Annotated in this window: 14 protein-coding genes; 4 read left to right on the forward strand and 10 right to left on the reverse strand. The window is 63.0% G+C overall.

Annotated features, from left to right (window positions below):
* Positions 1-9: 9 nt before the first annotated feature.
* A complete protein-coding gene (locus ACMDCM_RS06200; protein WP_412772750.1) occupies positions 10-1,206 on the forward strand; it encodes a bifunctional 2-C-methyl-D-erythritol 4-phosphate cytidylyltransferase/2-C-methyl-D-erythritol 2,4-cyclodiphosphate synthase in 1,197 nt (398 codons plus the stop codon).
* Between the two features lies 1 nt (position 1,207).
* Positions 1,208-1,834 carry a CinA family protein gene (locus tag ACMDCM_RS06205; protein ID WP_412772751.1) on the forward strand — a complete coding sequence of 209 codons (627 nt, stop codon included), beginning with the start codon at positions 1,208-1,210 and terminating at the stop codon, positions 1,832-1,834.
* A gap of 12 nt (positions 1,835-1,846) precedes the next feature.
* On the opposite strand, the gene ACMDCM_RS06210 is transcribed toward ACMDCM_RS06205, so the two are convergent.
* The 3 genes from ACMDCM_RS06210 to lipA are packed head-to-tail and all read right to left on the reverse strand — an operon-like array spanning position 1,847 to position 3,812.
* Complete coding sequence (locus ACMDCM_RS06210; protein ID WP_412772752.1) at positions 1,847-2,314, reverse strand: type II toxin-antitoxin system RatA family toxin; 468 nt, start codon at positions 2,312-2,314, stop codon at positions 1,847-1,849.
* Entirely contained in the window at positions 2,314-2,841 is a 528-nt protein-coding gene (locus ACMDCM_RS06215; RefSeq protein ID WP_412772753.1) for a P-loop NTPase family protein, read from the reverse strand. The genes ACMDCM_RS06210 and ACMDCM_RS06215 overlap by 1 nt, the downstream gene beginning before the upstream one ends.
* Before the next feature lie 11 nt (positions 2,842-2,852).
* Entirely contained in the window at positions 2,853-3,812 is a 960-nt protein-coding gene (gene lipA, locus ACMDCM_RS06220; RefSeq protein ID WP_412772754.1) for a lipoyl synthase, read from the reverse strand.
* A 119-nt stretch (positions 3,813-3,931) separates the two neighbouring features.
* On the opposite strand from lipA, the gene ACMDCM_RS06225 reads away from it, so the two are divergent.
* Positions 3,932-4,561, forward strand: a complete 630-nt coding sequence (locus ACMDCM_RS06225; protein ID WP_412772755.1) for a DNA-3-methyladenine glycosylase — start codon at positions 3,932-3,934, stop codon at positions 4,559-4,561.
* Here ACMDCM_RS06225 and ACMDCM_RS06230 read toward each other — a convergent pair.
* The 7 genes from ACMDCM_RS06230 to ACMDCM_RS06260 form a co-directional block, all read right to left on the reverse strand.
* On the reverse strand, positions 4,542-5,708 hold the full coding sequence (locus ACMDCM_RS06230; protein WP_412772756.1) for an MFS transporter: 1,167 nt from the start codon (positions 5,706-5,708) through the stop codon (positions 4,542-4,544). The two genes, ACMDCM_RS06225 and ACMDCM_RS06230, sit on opposite strands and share 20 nt — an antisense overlap.
* Entirely contained in the window at positions 5,705-8,569 is a 2,865-nt protein-coding gene (locus tag ACMDCM_RS06235) for a valine--tRNA ligase (protein WP_412772757.1), read from the reverse strand. Before ACMDCM_RS06235 ends, ACMDCM_RS06230 begins: the two co-directional genes overlap by 4 nt.
* 207 nt (positions 8,570-8,776) lie before the next feature.
* Positions 8,777-9,424: a PopZ family protein gene (locus ACMDCM_RS06240; RefSeq protein ID WP_412772758.1), complete on the reverse strand. Its 648-nt coding sequence runs from the start codon at positions 9,422-9,424 to the stop codon at positions 8,777-8,779.
* 268 nt (positions 9,425-9,692) lie between these two features.
* Entirely contained in the window at positions 9,693-11,090 is a 1,398-nt protein-coding gene (locus ACMDCM_RS06245) for a TolC family outer membrane protein (RefSeq protein ID WP_412772759.1), read from the reverse strand.
* Between the two features lie 692 nt (positions 11,091-11,782).
* A protein-coding gene (prfB, locus tag ACMDCM_RS06250) for a peptide chain release factor 2 (protein WP_412772760.1) occupies positions 11,783-12,914 on the reverse strand; the annotation gives its coding sequence in 2 pieces (ribosomal slippage) (positions 11,783-12,844 and positions 12,846-12,914; 1,131 coding nt in all).
* 104 nt (positions 12,915-13,018) lie between these two features.
* On the reverse strand, positions 13,019-15,541 hold the full coding sequence (locus ACMDCM_RS06255; protein WP_412772761.1) for a penicillin-binding protein 1A: 2,523 nt from the start codon (positions 15,539-15,541) through the stop codon (positions 13,019-13,021).
* Between the two features lie 204 nt (positions 15,542-15,745).
* The gene (locus ACMDCM_RS06260; RefSeq protein WP_412774682.1) at positions 15,746-17,029 is read right to left on the reverse strand and encodes an N-acetylmuramoyl-L-alanine amidase; all 1,284 of its coding nucleotides are present in this window, start codon (positions 17,027-17,029) and stop codon (positions 15,746-15,748) included.
* Between the two features lie 680 nt (positions 17,030-17,709).
* Here ACMDCM_RS06260 and ACMDCM_RS06265 point away from each other — a divergent pair.
* Complete coding sequence (locus ACMDCM_RS06265) at positions 17,710-20,811, forward strand: Rne/Rng family ribonuclease (protein ID WP_412772762.1); 3,102 nt, start codon at positions 17,710-17,712, stop codon at positions 20,809-20,811.
* The last annotated feature ends 58 nt before the right edge of the window (positions 20,812-20,869 follow it).

Below are 20,869 nucleotides of genomic sequence, written 5' to 3' on the forward strand. Positions count from 1 at the left end.
GTCGATTCCATGCCGACTTCCCCACGAACGGCCGCCATCATTGTTGCAGCAGGGCGCGGACTTCGCGCCGGCGCCGGCGGCCCCAAGCAATACCGGACCGTCGGCGGACGGACCGTGATTTCGCGGGCCATGGAGGCGTTCTGCGATCACCCCGACGTTTTCGCAGTCCAGCCAGTGCTGAACCCTGATGATATCGAGATGTTCAATCAGGCCGTCGCCGGGTTTCGCTATCGGCCCCCGGCGAACGGCGGCGCCACGCGCCAGGCCTCCGTCCATGCCGGCCTCGAGGCGCTGGCTACTGATGCGCCGGACATTGTGCTGATACACGATGCCGCCCGGCCATTCGCAACGCAGGCGCTGATCAGGCGTGCGATCGACGCGGCCAACATCACCGGCGCGGCGGTGCCCGTCATTCCGGTGACCGATACCATCAAGCAGGTCGATGCGTCGGGTGCCGTCAACGCGACACCGGATCGCGCGACGTTGCGGATCGCGCAGACGCCGCAGGCGTTCCGTTTCGATGTGATCCTCGACGCGCATCGCCGCGCCGCGCGCGAGGGCCGCGACGATTTCACCGACGACGCCGCGCTTGCGGAATGGGTAGGATTGACGGTCGCAACATTTGAAGGCGATGCTGCCAACATGAAACTGACGACTCCGGAAGATTTCGTGCGCGAGGAAGCGCGTCTCGCAGCCGCGCTCGGCGACATCAGGACAGGCACCGGCTACGACGTCCATGCCTTCGGCGACGGCGATCACGTCATGCTGTGCGGCGTGAAGGTGCCGCATAATCGCGGCTTTCTCGCTCATTCCGATGGCGACGTCGGCCTGCACGCGCTGGTCGATGCCATTCTCGGCGCGCTCGCGGATGGCGACATCGGTTCGCATTTCCCTCCGAGCGATCCGCAATGGAAGGGCGCGGCCTCCGACAAATTTCTGAAGTATGCCATCGAGCGCGTCGCGGCGCGCGGCGGTCGCGTCGCCAATCTCGAAGTCACGATGATCTGCGAGCGTCCCAAGATCGGCCCCTTGCGCGAGACGATGCGCGCACGCATCGCGGACATTACCGGCGTCGCGATCTCGCGCGTGGCCGTGAAGGCGACCACAAGCGAGCGTCTCGGCTTCACCGGACGCGAGGAAGGAATCGCTGCGACCGCCAGCGCGACCATTCGCCTGCCCTGGAACGAAAAGAGCGGGAGCGCCTGACATGAGCGGCAGCGACGTTCGCGCGCTCTCGCGTTCGCTGCTCGATCTTTGCCGGATGCGCAAGCTCACCATTGCGACAGCCGAATCCTGCACCGGCGGGCTGGTCGCGGGCGCGTTGACCGAGATTCCCGGCTCCTCCGACGTGATCGATCGGGGGTTCGTCACCTATTCCAACGACGCCAAGCGCGCGATGCTCGGCGTCAAGGCCAGCACGCTCGACAGTTTCGGCGCGGTCAGCAAGGAAACCGCGACCGCCATGGCGATCGGCGCGCTGGAACGCGCCGGCACCGATCTGGCCGTCGCCATTACGGGAATTGCAGGGCCAGGAGGCGCGACGCCCGGCAAGCCCGTGGGCCTTGTTCATTTCGCGGCCGCAGCGCGGGACGGTCGCCTGACCCATCGCGAATGCCGGTTTGGTGCGATCGGCCGCAGTTCGGTGCGGCAGCGTTCGGTCATTGAGGCCCTGCGGATGCTAATGGAACTGGCGCGCGGTCCCAAGCCGCCCGCAAAAGTCCGGCGCGAGCGCGCCAGCCGCTTGCATCCACGCAAGGCGCGGACACCGTTGCGCCGGACCGGCGAACGGCGACGCACAGCCGGACCGAGAAAACCCGCGCCGAAAACAAGCTGATAGGACGTCGCGTTATCCTGCGGCGCGCGGCGTTCCGTAAACGACGTCGGCGCGCTTTTCAAACGCCGACGCAAAGCGCTGGAACGCGGTATCGAACATTGCGCCCATCAGCATCGCCAGCATCCGGCTCTTGAAGTCGTAGCTGATGAAAAACCCGACGTCGCAGCCTTGATCTGCTTTCGGTTCAAACGTCCAGCGATTTTCCATGTGGCTGAACGGCCCCCGGAGATACTCGACCAGAATTTTGAGGTTCGGCCGATCGAGCGTCACCTTGCTCGTGAAGCTCTCGCGCACCAGCTTGAACGACACGGTCATATCGGCCACCACGACTTCCTTGCCGTCGGCCGCGGGCGTGCGCTGCCGCACTTTCAGCGACTGGCACAACGGCACGAATTCCGGATAGCGCTCGACATCCGCAACAAGATCGAACATCTGTTCCGAACTGTATCGCACGCGGCGCTTGCTGGAGAACGTCGGCATCAGTGAACGCTCCCTGATGCGGAAAGATCATGCAGATAACGATCCGCATCAGACCGGCGCGTGAAGCGCATCAGGGTCTGATCGGAGCGCAAGCCTTCAAGAAAATCCACCAGCCGCGGCCGCTGTATCCGACGAAAGGTCCAGACATAATGGAGAAAGTCGGCATCGAACCTTTCCGGGCAATCCAGCGCCATCTCCGGCCGCACCCGCCCATAGCTGGTCATGACTCTGATCATGACGCCAATCATACAGGTCCTACGAGGCAGATCGAGCCAGATCGCCGTGTCGGCGAGATCGCGCCGTAACCTTCCAGCATGCGAGAGATAGTTGCCGTCCATGATCCAGCGCGGCGCATTCGCCGCAGCGGCCACGCGCGCATCGAATTCGGCATCCTCGGATGGCATCCATCCGGGCTTCCAGTAAAGGGCGTCCAGAGAGATCGCAGGGATACCCGTGATCGCCGCGAGTTTGCGCGCGAATGTGGATTTGCCGGCCCCTGACGATCCCATGACGAGGATGCGCTGCATAAAACGCGCGACTAGCGCACCAGCGCGGCGCGCGCGGCCTGCAGCTTGGCAAAATCCTCGCCGGCATGATGCGACGAGCGCGTCAGCGGGCTCGCCGACACCATCAGAAAGCCCTTGGTGTAGGCGACGGTCTCGTAGCCGGAAAACTCCTCCGGTGTGACATAGCGCATCACGGCGTGATGCTTGCGGGTCGGCTGGAGGTATTGCCCGACGGTGAGAAAGTCGACGTCCGCCGAGCGCAGGTCGTCCATGACCTGCAAGACCTCATGCCGTTCCTCGCCGAGCCCGACCATGATCCCGGACTTGGTGAAGATCGTCGGATCGATCTCCTTCACCTTTTGCAACAGGCGGATGGAGTGGAAGTAACGCGCGCCGGGCCGTACCGTCAGGTAGCGCGACGGCACGGTTTCCAGATTGTGGTTGAAGACGTCGGGCTTGGCAGCCACGACTTTCTCAAGCGCGCCGTTCTTGCGCAAAAAATCCGGCGTCAGGATTTCAATCGTCGTCGTTGGGCAGCGGTTGCGGATCGCGCGAATGGTCCGGGCAAAATGCTCCGCGCCGCCATCGTCGAGGTCGTCGCGATCGACAGAGGTGACGACGACGTGCGCCAGCCCCAGCTTGCGTGTCGCCTCGGCGACATATTCGGGTTCGGACGATTCAAGCGCGCCGGGCATTCCGGTCTTGACGTTGCAGAAAGCGCAGGCCCGCGTGCAGGTGTCGCCCATGATCATGAAGGTGGCGTGCTTCTTGTCCCAGCACTCGCCGATGTTCGGGCAGCCCGCCTCCTCGCACACGGTGACGAGGCCGTTCTCCTTGACGATCCGGCGCGTATCCGCATAGCCGCGCGTGTTCGGCGCGCGCACGCGAATCCAGTCCGGCTTCGGCGGCGACGGCGCATCGGGCCGGTTGACCTTTTCCGGATGGCGCGGCCGGACGGGATTGGCTGAAACGGTATCGAGGACGACGACCATGAATGATCCGTTGTACAGGAAACTTTAGGTAATCCGCCCGGCGCAGCACTGCAACCCACTTCGCCAGATCGGTCTAATGTGTAACATATCCCAACACGTACCGCCGCCCCCATTGCCGCATGAAGACAACTCCAAGCCCGACGACATTCCACAGCCCGGACCCGCCTGCTCTCGGCAAGCCGCTCCATCGCTCGTTTTTCGGCCGCAGCGTTCATGAGGTTGCGCCCGAGCTGATCGGGGCGACGCTGCTGGTGGACGGGGTCGGCGGCATCATCGTCGAGGTGGAGGCCTATCATCACACCGAGCCGGCGGCGCATTCCCATCGGGGACCGACGCCGCGGAACATGGTGATGTTCGGCCCTCCCGGCTTCGCCTATGTCTATCGCTCCTACGGCATCCACTGGTGCGTCAACTTCGTGTGCGAAAAGAACGGCTCCGCAGCCGCCGTTCTGATCCGCGCCCTGCAACCGACCCACGGCATTCCGGCGATGCGGCGGCGGCGCGGGCTGCACGACGAGCGCCTGCTGTGTTCGGGACCGGGCAAGTTGTGCCAGGCGCTTAGCGTCTCGATCGCGCACAACGCGCTGCCGCTGGATGCGCCGCCGATCGCGGTCCATCAGCGCACAGCCGAGCTTGAAGTCGTCACCGGCGTGCGCATCGGCATCACGAAAGCCGCCGACCTGCCATGGCGATACGGATTGAAGGGCTCAAAATTCCTGAGCAAGCCGTTCAGGAACGTTGCGTCCTGAGATCGATCACCAGCGGGAATACGATCATCGGCACGACGGCGAGGCCGATCGGCACGAATGCGAAAGCGGCGTTCCCGGTGAAATCCCAGACCATCCCGCTGACGATCGAGATCAGCATCGCGATGCCGTAACCGATGGTGAACATTCCCGCGGACATACGCGGCACGTCCTCCGGCGCAACGAGCAGCGCCGGCAGCGTCAGCACAAGAGTCAGGCCCACGGCGCAGGTGCAGCCGACCAGCGCCGCCGCGCCTACGATTCCCCACAAGTTCGTGGTGATGGCGACGCCCGCAGCGCCGATCAGGCCGAGAACGCCAGTGAGAACGAGCGGCCATTTCCGCCGCTCCAGCCGACCTGCGATGACCATGAGAAGGATCGATCCCGGCAACTGTCCGAGGTTGAGCGCCGACAGCGCCGGCCCGATCAGATCGGTATGGCCGGTTTGCAGCAGCAGGCCGGGCAGGAATGCGTTCGTGCAGAAATAAAGCTGGTTGTTCGCGCTGGCGACGAGGCCGACCTTCCAGAGCAGCGGATCGCGCCAGTCCGGCATCCAGCGGCCGTGCCGGGCCGCTACGCCCTCTCCGCCCGGGCGTGCGATGAAGACGACCAGTGCGATCGCCGCCGAAGCAAACGACCAGAGTCCGAGGCTCGCGCGCCACCCGCCTCCCAGTAGGGGCACGACGATTGCCGCGAATACGACGGGAAAGATTTCTCCGCACAGCAAGCCGTTGGTGTAGACGGCTGTGGCGAAACCGATCCGGTGAGGCACCCATTGCCGCACCAGCGGCGGCAGCGCCGGTTGCATCAGGGCGACGCCAGCCGCCATCACCGCGGTCGCGGCGAACAGCGTCATCGCATCGATGGCGAACCCGCGCAGCGCCGACCCCGCGCTGGCGACCAGGAGGCCAACCACCAGCGCCTTGATGGCGCCGACGCGAGCGATCAGCAGCGATCCGGGGACCGCGATCAGTGCGAACAGGCTGACCGGGATGGCGTTGAGAATGCCGACCTCGGTTCCGGACAGCGCAAGATCCGAAATAATGGCCGCCAGCACCGGCGGCACCGCGAGGATCGTAAGCCGCAGCCCGACGCCGCTAAGCCAGAGCAGGCTCAACGGGCGCAGTGACGACGACCGCGTTGCGCTCACTCAGCAGCCTTCAGACGCTCCAGCGCATCGACGAACTTCGCCTTGCGCGCGCTTGCTGCTTCCCGCTTTTCCTTTTCATCCTCGACAATGTCTTCGGGCGCGTTGGCGATGAAACTCTCATTGCTGAGCTTCAAGTCGACCCGCATGATATCGGCATCGGCCTTGGCGATCTCCTTCTCCAGACGTGACCGCTCAGCGGCGAGATCGATGACGCCCTTCAGCGGCAGCGCGGCGACTTCACCGCGGATCAGCAGTTGCACGGCGCCTGCCGGCGCACGGTCTGCGAACGAGATGTCCGCGAGCCGGGACATTCGCTTGACGACTTCGCTCCAGCGCTGCGCCCGCGCCTTGCTCTCGACGGATGCGCCTGCGAGCACCAGCGGCGTTAGCGTCGCAGGCGGAATATTCATCTCGGCGCGAACCGAGCGGATGGCAGTGACGAGATCGACCACCCAACCGATCTCGGCCTCCGCCGCGTCGTCGCGAAAATAAGGTTTCGACGGATTGGCAAGCGGCTCCGGCGCGGAATAAGGATCGCATGCGACCGCTTCGAGCAGCGCCTGCTGCTGGTCGGTGAGTTCGGCCTTGACCGGCCACGGAGACAGCGTCAGCAGTTGCGCGCGCGTCGATGTCACCGCCCACAACTCCTCGGTGATGAACGGCATGAACGGATGCAAAAGCTTCAAAATTTCATCGCGCGCCCACGCGACCATGGCGCGGGTCTCGGACTTGGCGGGTCCGTCCTCGCCGATCAGAACGGGCTTTGCGAGTTCGAGATACCAATCGCAGTAGACGTTCCAGACGAAGCGATAGATTTCGCCGGCGGCGTCATTGAAGCGATAGCCTTCGATGGCCGCGGTGACTTCGCTCGTGGCGCGTGCGGCCTCGTGAACGATCCATCGGTTGAGCGTTTCCTTTGCGGCGGTGGGATCGAACTGAGCGGGAACAGCGCACTCATTCATTTCCGCGAAGCGGCAGGCGTTCCAGAGCTTGGTCGCGAAATTGCGATAGCCTTCGACCCGCTGCGGCGACAGCTTGATGTCGCGGCCCTGCGCCGCCATCGCCGCGAGCGTGAAGCGCAGCGCATCGGCGCCGTATTTATCGATCAGATGCAGGGGATCGATGACGTTGCCTTTCGACTTCGACATCTTCGCGCCGCTCTCGTCGCGGACGAGCGCGTGAATGTAGACCGTCGGGAACGGCGCTTCCTTCATGAAGTGGAAACCCATCATCATCATCCGGGCGACCCAGAAGAAGATGATGTCGAAACCGGTGACCAGCACGTTGGTCGGATAGTAGCGTTTCAACTCCGGCGTCGCGTCGGGCCAGCCGAGCGTCGAGAACGGCCACAGCGCGGAAGAGAACCAGGTGTCAAGCACATCCTCGTCGCGCATGATGAAGCCATCGCGCTTTGCCGGATCGCGCGCCATTTCGGCGCCCTGCTCCGCGGTGATGACGCCCTGTTCGACATAATAGCCGAGCGCATGGCCGACGGCTTCGTCCTCGGTCTCCGCGACAAAGACCTTGCCATCCGGGCCATACCAGGCCGGAATCTGGTGACCCCACCAGAGCTGGCGCGAGATGCACCACGGCTGGATGTTCTCCATCCACTCGAAGTAGGTCTTCTCCCAGTTCTTCGGCACGAACGTGGTTTCGCCCAGACGCACGGCCGCGATCGCCGGCTGCGCCAGTTGCTTGGCGTTAACGTACCATTGATCCGTCAGATAGGGTTCGATGACCGCGCCGGAGCGGTCGCCGTGCGGCACCATGTGCGCGTACGGCTCGACCTTGTCGAGGAAGCCAGAATCTTCGAGGCGCGCGACGATCGCCTTGCGCGCTGCGAAACGGTCCATGCCGTCAAATTCTTCCGCCAGCATCAACGCGCCTGCCGGCAGACCGCGCAGATAATCTTCGTTGTCGGACAGCGTCAGCCGGCCTTCGCGATCGAGCACGCCGATCTGCGGCAGGCGATGGCGCTTGCCAACCTCGAAGTCGTTGAAGTCATGCGCCGGGGTGATCTTGACCGCGCCGGTGCCCTTTTCCGGATCGGCATAGTCGTCGCCGACAACCGGGATAATGCGGCCGACCATCGGCAGTACCACGTTGCTGCCGATCAAATGCTCAAGCTTCTCGTTTTCCGGATGCACCGCGACGGCAGTATCGCCCAGCATGGTCTCGGGCCGCGTGGTGGCGACGACGATATAGGTCGAACGGTCGTCCGGATCGAAGCTCTTGCCCTCGATCGGATAGCGCAGATACCACAGGCTGCCCTTGACCTCGATCTGCTTGACCTCGAGATCGGAGATCGCGGTGAGCAGCTTCGGGTCCCAGTTGACCAGCCGCTTGTCCTTGTAGATCAGGCCGGCGCGATGCAGTTCGACGAACACCTTGGCGACCGCGCGCGACAGGCCCTCATCCATGGTGAAGCGCTCACGCGACCAGTCACAGGAGGCCCCCAGCCGCTTCAACTGGTTGACGATGACGCCGCCGCTTTCCGCCTTCCACTGCCAGACCCGTTCGAGAAACCTGGCGCGGCCCATTTCGCGGCGGCCGGGCTCCTTCCGCTCCATCAACTGCCGCTCCACCACCATCTGCGTCGCAATGCCGGCATGATCGGTGCCGGGTTGCCACAGCACGTCGCGGCCGCGCATCCGCTCGAAGCGGCACAACACGTCCTGCAACGTGTTGTTGAGCGCGTGACCCATGTGCAACGACCCGGTGACGTTCGGCGGCGGTATGACGATCGTGAACGGCTCGGCGGCGCGGCGCTCGGCCCGGCCGGCCTTGAACGCGCCGGCCTCTTCCCAGGCGCGGGACATGCGGCTTTCGATATCAGTGGGCTGATAGGTCTTTTCGATCATGGCGGTGCAATCACAGTCGGTGCCGTTTCAGGCGAGGTCGCGGAATGAAGGCGTCTGATCGCTAAAAGCCTTTCACCGCGCGTCAAGTCAACACGACCGCCGAATAAACCGGCCCGAAGACGGCCGATGTCGGCCCCACAACGTCAGGCAGGGCGGATTTGACCTGGGCCGGCCGATCCAGTGGTTGCGTTGCGATCCCGAAACGGGTCACGGACGCCCGCGCGACACCCGTTCGATTTCGGTCTTGACGATGCGCTCGACCAGCCCCGGCAGATTGTCGTCGAGCCAGGACTTCAGCATCGGACGCAGCATCTCCTTGACGAGGTCCTCAAGGGTGCGGGCATTGTTGCTCAAAACCGTGGTGGCGAGCGAATTGAAGGCGGTCTCGACCGCTGAAACCGTCGACTGCGACAGAATTTGCGCTGCCGGGGCGGCGTTCGGGACGGCCGACCAGTCGACGGCGGCCGGACTCGGCCGGCTGGCCGGGGTCGATGTCGTCTCCGCGAATTCCAGGTCGTCCTGGGGCTCGACTTTCTGGAAAACGGCCCGCACCGGCTGCGGAAGGGCCATTTCGTCGGTCAGTTCAAACACCTCATCGACCTGGGCGGGGCGAACTTCCTTCTCCGTGGTTGCGGCGTCAAGGTTCGCCAGCATCGCATCGATGTCATCCTGGCTATTGCTGTCGGCAGCTTTCGCGGGCGCAGCCGGCATGGCGGCCGGCTGGGGTTTTGCAGGGGTTGCATCCGCGGCCGCTGTTTTTCCGGCAGCAGGCTTTTCGTCGTCGGCAATGATGCGGCGGATTGACGCCAGGATCTCCTCCATCGAGGGTTCTTGGACCTTAGCAGGCTGCGTCATGCCCAACTCCCCATCTTCACGGTCCCCGCCAGCGTCCCGGCCTCAAGCGCAGAAGATTTCCAATTCCAGATACAGGCCCGGATGTTGATAGCAAACCCGATTGTCCCAATCAGGCGTTGCGATTCGGTGCGACCTCTATCCCGACTTGGTAACAGCCGATAACCGCCGGATATTTTTGCGAATCGCCTCGCGGTCCCGTTCAAAGGTATGGCACGCCAACAATTGATTGCAAGCAAAGCGCTGTGGACACGCCCTCGTCAGCGCGTGATCACTGTCCGTCCGGCGTACGCACGCCGGCCCAACTGTCACGGACCTGGTGGTAATGGACACTCGGGTCGTAAACAGTGGTGTGCAGCTTCAGCACCTGCGGGGAGAGCCGGCCGACGGCACTCAACACTGAGTAGGATGCGACGACGCGATCGTGTTGAGCTGTCACCAGCGCCACGCGCGCGTTGACGAGCGTCTGTTGCGCGTTCAATACGTCGAACGTGGTCCGTTGCCCGGCCTTGGCCTCTTCTCGAATGCCGTTGACCGCGATCTCGGACGCCTCGACCTGCGCTTGCGCCGACGCCACCTGCGACTTGCCCGCGAGGAGCTGGCCCCAGGCCTGCACCACGCTGGCGCGGGTCTGATCGCGGACCTGTTCGAGGGTAAGACGTTGTTGTGCCAACGTTTCCTTCGACTGGCGGATCAGCGAGTATTCCGCGCCGCCCTGATAGATCGGCACCGACACCTGCGCGATCGCGGACGCAAAGAATTGCTTCTGTATCGTGAGTTGCTGGGCGTAGCCCTGCTGCACATTGGCCTGGAGCGTCACGGTGGGGAACAGCGCGCCCTCGGCCACTTTGACCTGAAGATGGCTGACGTCGATGCCGTACATCGCCGCGGTGACATTTGGATTTTGGGTAAGAGCGAGATCCACCGCACTTGAAAGCGTTGTCGGGAAGAAGCGGTCCACCGGCGAGCCCGGCGCCAGTTGTCCCGGTTCGTTGCCGATGATGCGACGAAAATTGGCGCGCGTGGTCGTGAGGTTGGACTCGGCCGTCATAAGCTGGGTGCGACCGGCGGCCAGTTGAGCTTGCGATTGTGCGACGTCGGTGCGGGTGACTTCGCCGACGTTGAAACGATCGCGCGTCTGCTTGAGCGTCTCCTCGAGCACGCGGACGTTGCTGCGCTGGACCTCCACGATAGCGGCGTCGCGCAAATAGTCCATGTAGATGGTCGCCGCAGCAAGAAGCACGGTCTGTTCAAGGACCCTTAAGCCCTCGCGCGACGCGGAGACCTGTCCTTCCGCCGCCCGGGTCTTGTTGGAAGTCTGGAAGCCGTCGAAAAGGGTCTGCGACACCGTGGCGCCCACAGCCGCGGGCGCTTGCGCGCCGTGAAGCGCCTGCCCCGCGCCTCCCGGCACGCCTTGCGTGGCATCCGTATACTGATAGCCGCCGCTCGCAGTTATGGCGACCTTGGGCCGGTAGCCGGACAGCGCCTGCGGCACGTTTTCATCGGTAGCGCGCACCGAGGCGCGCTGCGCGTTGAGTTGAGGATTGCTCTGGTAGGCACGAACCAGCGCCGCCTGGATCGTATCGGCGAGGACCGGCGTGGCCGCCCCCGACCATATCGTAACAAGAGCTAGCGCCGCAGCCCCGGCTAGCAGTCTCGCACCACCCATCCGTGGAGTTCCATCTCTTTTTCCGGACACCGGGAGGTTGCGCCTCCGCACCGGACCCCAAGCTTTAGTCAATTGTCCCCGCACACAAGCCTTAGTCGCTGGTCAACCAATCCCCGCATGAGCATATTCGCCACCGGACCGCTACGGAACCCCTTGCGCGCCATCCCGACGGAAACTCTCTAGCTGGGGCATCGCGGCCACACCTGACGCTTTGAACCGGAACTGTGGCCGAATTGAACCAACCGACCTGCTTTCCGTGTTTGCATGTTTTATGTGACCGATCCGGCAGACTTCCACGTCAACTTTGAGATCAAAGAATACAAGCAACTTTCTGATTCCGGGGTCGTTTCGTCCGGAAAACACAACAACGCCGGAGTTTACCTCATAACTGAGATGAATCCGTCAACTGAACCGCTATGCAGACGCGGCTCCGTAACCTGCAGCCATGCGCCCGCCAAATAAATCCACGCCGCGACCGGCGAGAGTCCGATCCAACTTCACCGAATCAGATTCTAGCCCCATCTTTTTGATTGAGCATGATCTTATCCGAAAATCGGTTTCCACTTTTGGATCATGATCCAATGGCGTGTACTCAATTGAAGCTAAGCTATTGAAAATGAATCAATCCGACTTCGGGCTTCGCATCCTCCGACTGAATCATATCAGCGGGTTAGCTGTTTTTGAGTCCAAACCTAATCGACATCTTCGACGGCTCCGGGGGTGACGCCGAAGGCTTTCTGCGCCAGCGTCGCCGCCATGAATTCATCAAGGTCGCCGTCGAGCACGCCAGCCGTGTCCGAAGTTTGAACTCCGGTGCGAAGGTCCTTCACCATCTGGTAGGGCTGCAGGACGTAGGACCTGATCTGGTGGCCCCAGCCGATGTCGGTCTTGGCCGCCTGATCCGCGGCTGCCTGTTCTTCCCGCTTCTTGAGCTCGATTTCATAGAGTCTCGCTCGCAGCATGTCCCAGGCTTGCGCGCGATTCTTGTGCTGCGAACGCCCGGCCTGACAAACAACCGCGACACCGGTCGGAATGTGAGTCAGCCGCACCGCCGATTCGGTCTTGTTGACATGCTGACCGCCGGCGCCGCCGGAGCGCATGGTGTCGGTGCGGACGTCGGATTCCTTGATGTCGATCTTGATGCTGTCATCGACGACCGGGAAGATTGCCACGCTTGAAAACGACGTGTGGCGGCGTGCGTTGGAATCAAACGGCGAGATCCTGACCAGACGGTGCACGCCCGCCTCGGTCTTCAGCCAGCCATAGGCGTTGTGGCCGCTGACCTGAATGGTCGCCGACTTGATTCCGGCTTCTTCGCCGGGCGTTTCCTCCAGATATTCGATCTTGAAACCGCGATTCTCCGCCCAACGCGTATACATGCGCAGCAGCATCGCGGCCCAGTCCTGGCTTTCGGTGCCGCCGGCGCCGGCATGAACCTCAAGATAGGTATTCAAGCGATCCGCCTCTCCCGAGAGCAACGCCTCGAGTTCGCGGCGGGCGACCTCCTTCTTGAGAATCTGCAAGGCGGTTTCGGCTTCGTCAACGACGGCCTGATCGTTTTCGGCCTCGCCAAGCTCGATCAGGCCGACCTGATCCTCAAGTTCGCGCTCGACCTTGCCGATACCGGTCAGCGAATCCTCCAGCGAGGTCCGCTCCTGCATCAGCTTCTGAGCCTTCTGGGGATCGTTCCAGAGATCGGGATCTTCGGCGAGCTTGTTCAGCTCCGCCAGACGCGCGGTCGAGGTTTCGACGTCAAAGATGCCTCCTCAGCAGCCCGACCGACTGCTTGATCTCTTCGACGAGTCTTTCGATTTCAGCGCGCATGGCGTCCCTGGTCCACAATTCACAACGCCGTACAGCGATGGCAGGTGATGTAGCCGCGAAGGCCGCGAAGCGCAATCACGTTCGAGCGCGATCTCGTCTCTATGTCAGTAAAGTCCTCCGGTCCCCGGCTGGAACAGACTGCGGTCTGCGTCCGGCGGCGCCTGTGGCTGGCGTCCGTCCGAATCCGCCACCCCGATCACGGAATAATTGTCGGGCGGCGCGGTGCCAGGCTTGAAGGCCTCCAGGATAGTCTTGCCGGTATCGCCCGGACCGGCGCGCATGCCGGTCTTGGCGTCGACGCGAACCAGCTTGATGCCGGCGGGAATGCGGAACGGAGTGGCCGGCTTGTCGGCTAGCGCGATTTTCATGAAATCGCGCGCGATCGGCGCCGCCAGATGCCCGCCGGTCGCCGTGCGTCCGAGATTGCGGGGCTTGTCGTAGCCTACGTAGACGCCCACGACGAGGTCTGGCGAAAATCCGATGAACCAGGCGTCCTTCTGATCGTTGGTGGTGCCGGTCTTCCCCGCAATTGGCTTGCCGACATCGCGCATGACCGTGGCGGTGCCGGCCTGCACGACGCCCTCCATCATCGACGTGATCTGATAGGCCGTCATCGAATCCAGCACCTGCTCGCGATGGTCGATCAACTGGGGCTCGGGCTGGTTCTTCCAGCCCTCCGGCGCGTCGCATCCCCGGCACTCGCGCGTGTCATGCCTGTAGATGGTGTGGCCGTAGCGATCCTGAATGCGGTCGATCAGGGTCGGTTTCACGCGCCGGCCGCCATTGTCGAACATCGAATACGCGGTCACCATGCGCAATACCGTGGTTTCGCCGGCTCCCAGCGCGTAGGAAAGATAATTCGGCAGTTCGTCGTAGACCCCGAAGCGTTTGGCATATTCGCCGATCAAGGGCATGCCGATGTCCTGCGCCAGCCGGACCGTCACGGTGTTGAGCGAGAGCCGCAGCGCATTCCGCAGCGTTTGCGGCCCATAGTATTTTTCCTTCGAATAGTTTTCCGGGCGCCACACACCGCCCTGCCCCTGATCGATCTCGATCGGCGCATCGACGATGACGGTCGATGGCGTATAGCCATTGTCGAGGGCCGAGGAATAAACGATCGGCTTGAACGAGGAGCCCGGCTGCCGATAGGCCTGCGTTGCGCGATTGAACTGGCTCTGATCGAACGAGAAGCCGCCGACCATCGCAAGCACACGGCCGGTCCGCGGATCCATCGCCACCATCGCGCCGGACACTTGGGGTAGTTGCCGCAACCGGTACTCGCCTTCAACGATCTTGCCGTCCTTGCCGATCAGGGGATCGGCATAGATCACGTCGCCAGGCGAAAGCACTTGCGATACCTTCGTCGGCGTACGGCCGCGCGCAGCTCCCGACGCGGCCTTGGCCCATTTCACTCCATCGAGCGAAATCAAGCCGGTTTGCCGCTCCTTGCTCACGGCGCCGCCGAGTTCGCGGCCGGGTTGAAAGCCGATCCGGGCGGACTTGTCGTCGGACTCGAGCACGACCGCCATCCGCCACGGCGCGATGTCCGATAGCGATTTGACATCGGCGAGTTTCACGCCCCAGTCACCCGAGATATCGAGCCTGCTCATTGCGCCGCGCCAACCCTGTGCCTCGTCGTAGTTGACGAGGCCATTGGCCATGGTCTTGCGGGCGATCGCCTGCAGTTTCGGGTCGAGCGTCGTCCGGACCGACAGCCCCCCCTCGTAGAGCTTCTTTTCACCGTAGCGTTCCAACAGGTCGCGCCTGACTTCCTCGGCAAAATATTCGCCGGCAACGGTGTGCGCCCCGTTGGCGCGAGTGGTGACGATCAACGGATCCTTGCGGGCCTTTTCAGCGTCGGCCTGCTTGATCCAGCCATTCTCCAGCAGCCGGTCGATGACGTAGTCGCGCCGCTCGACCGCGCGATCGTGATTCTTGACCGGATGCAGCGTCGACGGCGCCTTCGGCAAAGCCGCCAGATAGGCGGCCTCGGCGACGGTCAATTCGTTGACCGATTTGTCGAAATACACGAGCGAGGCGGCCGCGATGCCATAGGCGCCGAGGCCGAGGTAGATCTCGTTCAGGTAAAGCTCAAGGATCTTGTCCTTCGAATAGGCCCGCTCGATGCGCATCGCAAGCAATGCTTCCTTGATCTTGCGGATGTATTCGTCGAGTCTGCTCTTGTTCTCCTTGTTGACGAGATCGGAGAGGAGAAAGTTCTTGGCGACCTGCTGCGTGATGGTGGAGGCGCCCTGCGGACGTTTGTCGCTGCCGCGTATCGCGTTCTCGACGAGTTTTAACACGGCGCGGCTGACGCCCTGGAAATCAATGCCGCTGTGCTCATAGAAATTCTTGTCCTCCGCGGCCAGGAACGCGTTGATGACCAGCTTCGGGACCGCCTGGATCGGCAGATACAGCCGGCGCTCCTTCGCGTACTCCGCAAGCAGCGAACCGTCGGCCGCATGGACACGCGTCATTACCGGCGGCTCATAGTTCTGAAGCTGGGAATAGTCCGGCAAGCCCTTGGAAAAATGCCAGATCAATCCCGCCGCCACCGCGACGCCGACCAGAAACAGGGTGGTTCCCGCCGCAAACAGAAAGCCCATGAACCGCAGCAGAAGGCGCATTTTCGAGCGTCCGTTTCGTTCCAGTCGACCTCGCGACATGGCCGCGCGATCGCGGGGCCTGATCGCCATTGATGCGTTTCGTTCGTCGAAGCATCCGCCGGATCAGGAACCCGGTTCTGGCCGATTCTGCGAACTTGCGACAAGTTTTTCTATAGAGCCGTGGCTGTGGCCAAACTAGGGCTTCGGCACGGGGGTCATACCTTTTCAGTGGGCCGGCGAAGCCGAAACCACCCTTTTTGCAAGAAACGTCTCAATGGCCTTCGCGACCGCACGAACCGTCCTGGAACGCCAGTCGTCCGATAACATCTGGCGAAGGTCCGCCCTGTTGGAAACGTAACCGAGCTCGACCAAGACCGACGGCACGTCGGGTGCCTTCAGCACCCTGAACCCTGCCGACTTCAACGGGTGCTTGTGCATCCGCGCCGAGGTTTTCATTTCGTTCATCAACAGCCGGGCGAAGCGGTTTGAAAATGTGCGTGTTTCCCGCTGCGCGAGATCGATCAGGATATCGGCGACATCGGTCGGCTCCTCGGTCAGGTTGACGCCTCCGATCGCATCCGCCTTGTTTTCGGTCTCCGCCAGCCGCTCTGCCTCGGCATCCGACGCCTTGTCCGACAGCGTGTAGATCGTCGCACCGCGCGCATCACCCTCGCGGCGCGGCAGGGCATCCGCATGGATCGACACGAACAGCGCGGCGCCATTGCTTCGGGCGATGCGCACGCGTTCGGCCAGCGGGACGAAAGTGTCGTCCGTCCGCGTCATGATAACCTGATACTTGCCGTCCTGCTCGATGCGGTCGCGCAAAGCGACGGCAAATGCCAGCACCAGATCCTTTTCCGTCTCTCCCGTCGAGGCCTGGGTTCCGTTGTCGATTCCGCCATGGCCTGGATCGATCACCACCACGGGACGCCCGTCCGCGGACACGACGGCCCCGGTCGAACCAGTCGTATCGGCGACGGGGGCCGGGGAATTGGTACCCCGTTCAGGACCGTTCGAAGCCACCAGGAGACGATTGAACGCGGCACGGTCGACAGCCTCAAGTTCGACCACCAGGCGGGGTGGCTGGCCGTTCGCGGCATCGAGGACGTAAGCCTTTTCGATTTTCGCAGGACCCGCGAGATCGAACACGATCCGCGATCCTCCCGGCATCACAAGCCCGTAGCGGAACGCCTTGATCAGGCCGCGTCCGGTGTCGCCTGCGCCGGGCGCGAGGCGAAAGCTGACCTGCGGGATATCGATGACGGCCCGATAGGGGTCGGCCAACAGAAAGGCATGGATGTCGATTTTCTTATCGAGATCAAGGATAAAGCGGGTTTGTTTCAGGTCGCCTGCGAGCCGGACTTCAGAGGCGACCGGAAAATCTCCCGCGACCGAGGGACGAACGAGCTCGTTACCGGCGGCAGGCGAAATTGTGCCGGGAGGGAACAAAGCTGCGGCGCACAGCGATGCGATCCCCAGCAAAATGAAGTGATTTGCGCGGCCCGCCAACGAACTCATGCCTCCGAGCTGCATTTTACCGCAATAGAACCGTACGGTTAACCGGACCTTAAATCCGCCCACAACAAATAGTGCCGGCCCTGCCCGCCGGAGATGCTGTCGCTTGCAAGCGTCAAGCAATCCACGTATGTAAGACAGTGCTGACGGTTAAACTCCCGGTTGTATCGCGTTCAGCCTCCCGGTGCAGCGTTGGGCTTCAACTTGCTCGAAGCGCCTGCGTTTTCCGACCTTCAACAGCCAGCGCGTCGCGCGGCCGATTGGAGCGGCGGTTTCAAGCTCGAGGGGTATCCGGTACCATTTTTTACGCCGGGGACGGCTTCAGAAGGTGATGACCGATTGCCCCGGCCAAATGGTCACGACGTACGACAGGCGCTTTGGCGCCGCGTCGGTCCGGCAGCGAGATACACGGCGGTGCTTTTGCCGCCAACCTGTTCAAACGGGCCGACGCTTGATGCGCCAGACTGAAGAACCGACCAAGACTCCTGCAAAGACTGCGCCGACGCGAGGTGAGAGCTTCGCGCGCCGCAGCGTGCCGGGAACAGGATCGGCAAGGCGCCAAGGATCGCATCGCGGCCTTCCCCTCACCCCCGAATCAGGTGGACCGTTGCGTCACCCGGCCGCGCGAAACGCGCGCGCCGTGCCATGCGCCCTCCGCCGCCAAGAGCTCCAATATGTCCAACAAACCCAACAAAATGTTGATCGACGCCACCCACCCGGAAGAGACCCGGGTGGTCGTTGTCCGCGGCAACCGCGTCGAGGAATTTGATTTCGAATCCGCCCAGCGCAAGCAATTGCGGGGCAACATCTATCTGGCCAAGGTCACCCGCGTCGAGCCGTCGTTGCAGGCCGCGTTCATCGAATATGGCGGGAACCGCCACGGCTTCCTTGCGTTCAGCGAAATCCATCCCGACTACTATCAAATTCCGGTCGCCGACCGTCAGGCGCTGATCGAAGCCGACGAGCGCGCGCATCGCGAGGCGGAGGAAGAATCGGAAGATCGCTCCAGCCGCCGCTCACGGAATCGCAGTTCGCGCCGGCGCGATCACTGCGAACGCGTGCGGAGCGCCATCGTCGAGGATGCGGACCATGAGGACGCGGCGGCGGATGCGTCGCAGTTCAGTGAGCCCCACGACGAATCGACGTCGGACGATCCTATCGGGCAGCAACACGAGGTGCAGGATCACGATCATCTGCGCGAGGATGACGCGAATCATGATCACCCGCATGAGCAGGCGCATGACGACGTCGGGCACGGCGATCCCTACGACGGCGATCATCACGACGTCGATGTCGACGATACGCATAGGCTGCACGACCGCGCTCCAGACCGGGAGGATGTCGTCCATGAGCATCGCGACGAGGCACAGGACGATGATGCCGATGGAGCCGTCATCGCAACCGTAGCGGATAATGCCCCGGTCGCGGCGCCGTCGGATCATTACGCAACCGACTTCGAGCTGCCGGCACATGGCGACGCCGAAGACGATCATGCAGAGCCAGCCGTTCTTCCGGACGCCGATGAGACACACGAATCTCACGATCAAGCGACGCAGGAACAGGATGGTCAGCCTATTGGGTTCGAAACTCCCGGCGAGCACATTCCCGCCGAGGACGACGAGGACGATGGCGACATCGAGGAGGACCAACAGGTCGAATCCGTTGGCGGTGACGACGCGCTGGAGGAAGTGCCCGAGCGCGCCTACCGGCCGCGTCGCCAGTACAAAATTCAGGAAGTCATCAAGCGTCGTCAGGTGATGCTGGTGCAGGTGGTCAAGGAGGAGCGCGGCAACAAGGGCGCGGCGCTGACGACCTATCTGTCACTCGCCGGCCGCTACGCCGTGTTGATGCCCAATACCGCGCGCGGCGGCGGCATCAGCCGCAAGATCACTTCGGCGCAGGACCGTTCGCGGCTGAAGGAAGTGGTGCAGGATCTCGACGTGCCGGAGGGCATGGGGGTCATCCTGCGCACCGCCGGCGCTTCGCGCACCAAGCCGGAGATCAAGCGCGACTTCGAATACCTGATCCGCATGTGGGAAACCGTGCGCGACGTGACCTTGCGCTCGCAGGCGCCGACGCTCGTGTATGAAGAAGGCTCGCTGATCAAGCGCTCGCTACGCGATCTTTACAGCAAGGAAATCGACGAAATCCAGGTGGCCGGCGAAGCGGGCTATCAGGAAGCGCGCGATTTCATGAAGATGCTGATGCCATCCAATGTCCGCGCGGTGAAACAGTATCGCGACTACCAGCCATTGTTCTCGCGCAACGGCGTCGAAAGCCAGCTCGATGCGATGTTCTCGCCGACGGTGCAGCTCCGCTCCGGCGGCTACATCGTGATCAACCAGACCGAGGCATTGGTGTCGATCGACGTCAACTCGGGCCGTTCGACCCGCGAACATCACATCAAGGATACGGCGCTCAAGACCAATCTCGAGGCCGCCGAGGAAGTCGCCAGACAGTTGAGATTGCGCGATCTCGCCGGCCTGATCGTCATCGACTTCATCGACATGGACGAGAAGCGCAATAACCGCGCGGTGGAGCGCAAGCTCAGCGACTGTCTGCGCCACGACCGCGCGCGCATCCAGGTCGGCCGCATCTCGCACTTCGGCCTTCTGGAAATGTCGCGCCAGCGCATTCGCGCCAGCATGCTGGAAAGCTCGACCGAGCCCTGCCCGCAATGCGGCGGCACCGGTCACGTCCGCTCGGTTCCATCGGTGGCGTTGCAGTTGCTGCGCAGCCTCGAGGAAACTCTGATGAAAGGGGCGACGCACAACCTCATCGTGCGAACACGCACCAACGTTGCGCTGTATGTGCTCAATCAGAAGCGCGGACATCTGCGCGACCTCGAACACAGCTTCAAGGTAAGTCTCTCCGTGGTCGCGGATCCTTCGCTCGGCGGCCAGCAATCCTTCATCATAGACCGCGGCGAGCAGGTGCATACGCTGGAGGCTGCGAAGGCGTTGCTGGCGGCGCAGCTTATCGTGTCGCCTTCGCTGGCCGAAGAGGCTCATGACGATGAGCAGACGCTCGATACCGAAGCCGAGATCGAAACCGACGACACCGATGCTCGCATAGATGAACAGGCAGGCGGCGACGCCGAGGGTGACGGCCGCAAGCGGAGACGCCGCCGATCCCGGCGTGACCGATCCGCAGAACCTCGCGACGAACAGGCCGTGAATAACGACGACAGCTCCGATGTCCAGATTGCCGCTGATTTCGCCGCAGCGCGCTTCATGACCGGCGACGTCGAAAATGATGGAGACGACGCCGGAGCGCAAGACCACCCGGCAGAAGCCGATCAATCTCCGGACGGAGAACGGCGGCCGCGTCGGCGCGGACGGCGCGGCGGTCGTCGCCGCCGCGGCAGCAACGGCGCGGGCCTTGCGGGCTCGATTTCCGACGAACTCGGTCCCGCGTCAGCGCCCGAAGTCGTGAAAGCCGTCGCGGACTTCGATTCGGCGCCGATCGCCCCTGAACCGCAGACCGGTCCGCCCGAGGGCGAGGCTGAGTCGCAGCGCCACGAGGAGGCGCAGCCGGCAACGCCGAGCCCGCTTGAGGCCGATGAAGCCGTATCGGAATCTGAAAAGACCGTTCGCCGTCGCTCGACGGTGCGCGAGAAGGTGAGCTTCGCCTCGGAAGCACCGCCCGCCGAACCGGCCGCTCCAAGTCAGCCGGAGGAGGCATCGGCGCCTGAACCGCAACAGCCGGAATCATCGAACGAGGACCGGCCGCGCCGCGCGGGATGGTGGTCGCGCCGGTTCGGCAGCGGCACCTGAAGGCGCTCCCTTTTCAATTCAAAGCGCCCGGCCACGCCGGGCGCTTTCTTTGCATGGA

The sequence above is a fragment of the Nitrobacter sp. genome, from assembly GCF_047149785.1.
GTDB lineage: Bacteria > Pseudomonadota > Alphaproteobacteria > Rhizobiales > Xanthobacteraceae > Nitrobacter.

Bases quoted from the DNA above. Each gene is read 5' to 3' on its own strand.
- ACMDCM_RS06200 (WP_412772750.1), top strand. From the start codon at position 10: ATGCCGACTTCCCCACGAACGGCCGCCATCATTGTTGCAGCAGGGCGC.
- ACMDCM_RS06205 (WP_412772751.1), top strand. From the start codon at position 1,208: ATGAGCGGCAGCGACGTTCGCGCGCTCTCGCGTTCGCTGCTCGATCTT.
- ACMDCM_RS06210 (WP_412772752.1), bottom strand. From the start codon at position 2,314: ATGCCGACGTTCTCCAGCAAGCGCCGCGTGCGATACAGTTCGGAACAG.
- ACMDCM_RS06215 (WP_412772753.1), bottom strand. From the start codon at position 2,841: ATGCAGCGCATCCTCGTCATGGGATCGTCAGGGGCCGGCAAATCCACA.
- lipA (WP_412772754.1), bottom strand. From the start codon at position 3,812: ATGGTCGTCGTCCTCGATACCGTTTCAGCCAATCCCGTCCGGCCGCGC.
- ACMDCM_RS06225 (WP_412772755.1), top strand. From the start codon at position 3,932: ATGAAGACAACTCCAAGCCCGACGACATTCCACAGCCCGGACCCGCCT.
- ACMDCM_RS06235 (WP_412772757.1), bottom strand. From the start codon at position 8,569: ATGATCGAAAAGACCTATCAGCCCACTGATATCGAAAGCCGCATGTCC.
- ACMDCM_RS06240 (WP_412772758.1), bottom strand. From the start codon at position 9,424: ATGACGCAGCCTGCTAAGGTCCAAGAACCCTCGATGGAGGAGATCCTG.
- ACMDCM_RS06245 (WP_412772759.1), bottom strand. From the start codon at position 11,090: ATGGGTGGTGCGAGACTGCTAGCCGGGGCTGCGGCGCTAGCTCTTGTT.
- ACMDCM_RS06255 (WP_412772761.1), bottom strand. From the start codon at position 15,541: ATGCGCCTTCTGCTGCGGTTCATGGGCTTTCTGTTTGCGGCGGGAACC.
- ACMDCM_RS06265 (WP_412772762.1), top strand. From the start codon at position 17,710: ATGTCCAACAAACCCAACAAAATGTTGATCGACGCCACCCACCCGGAA.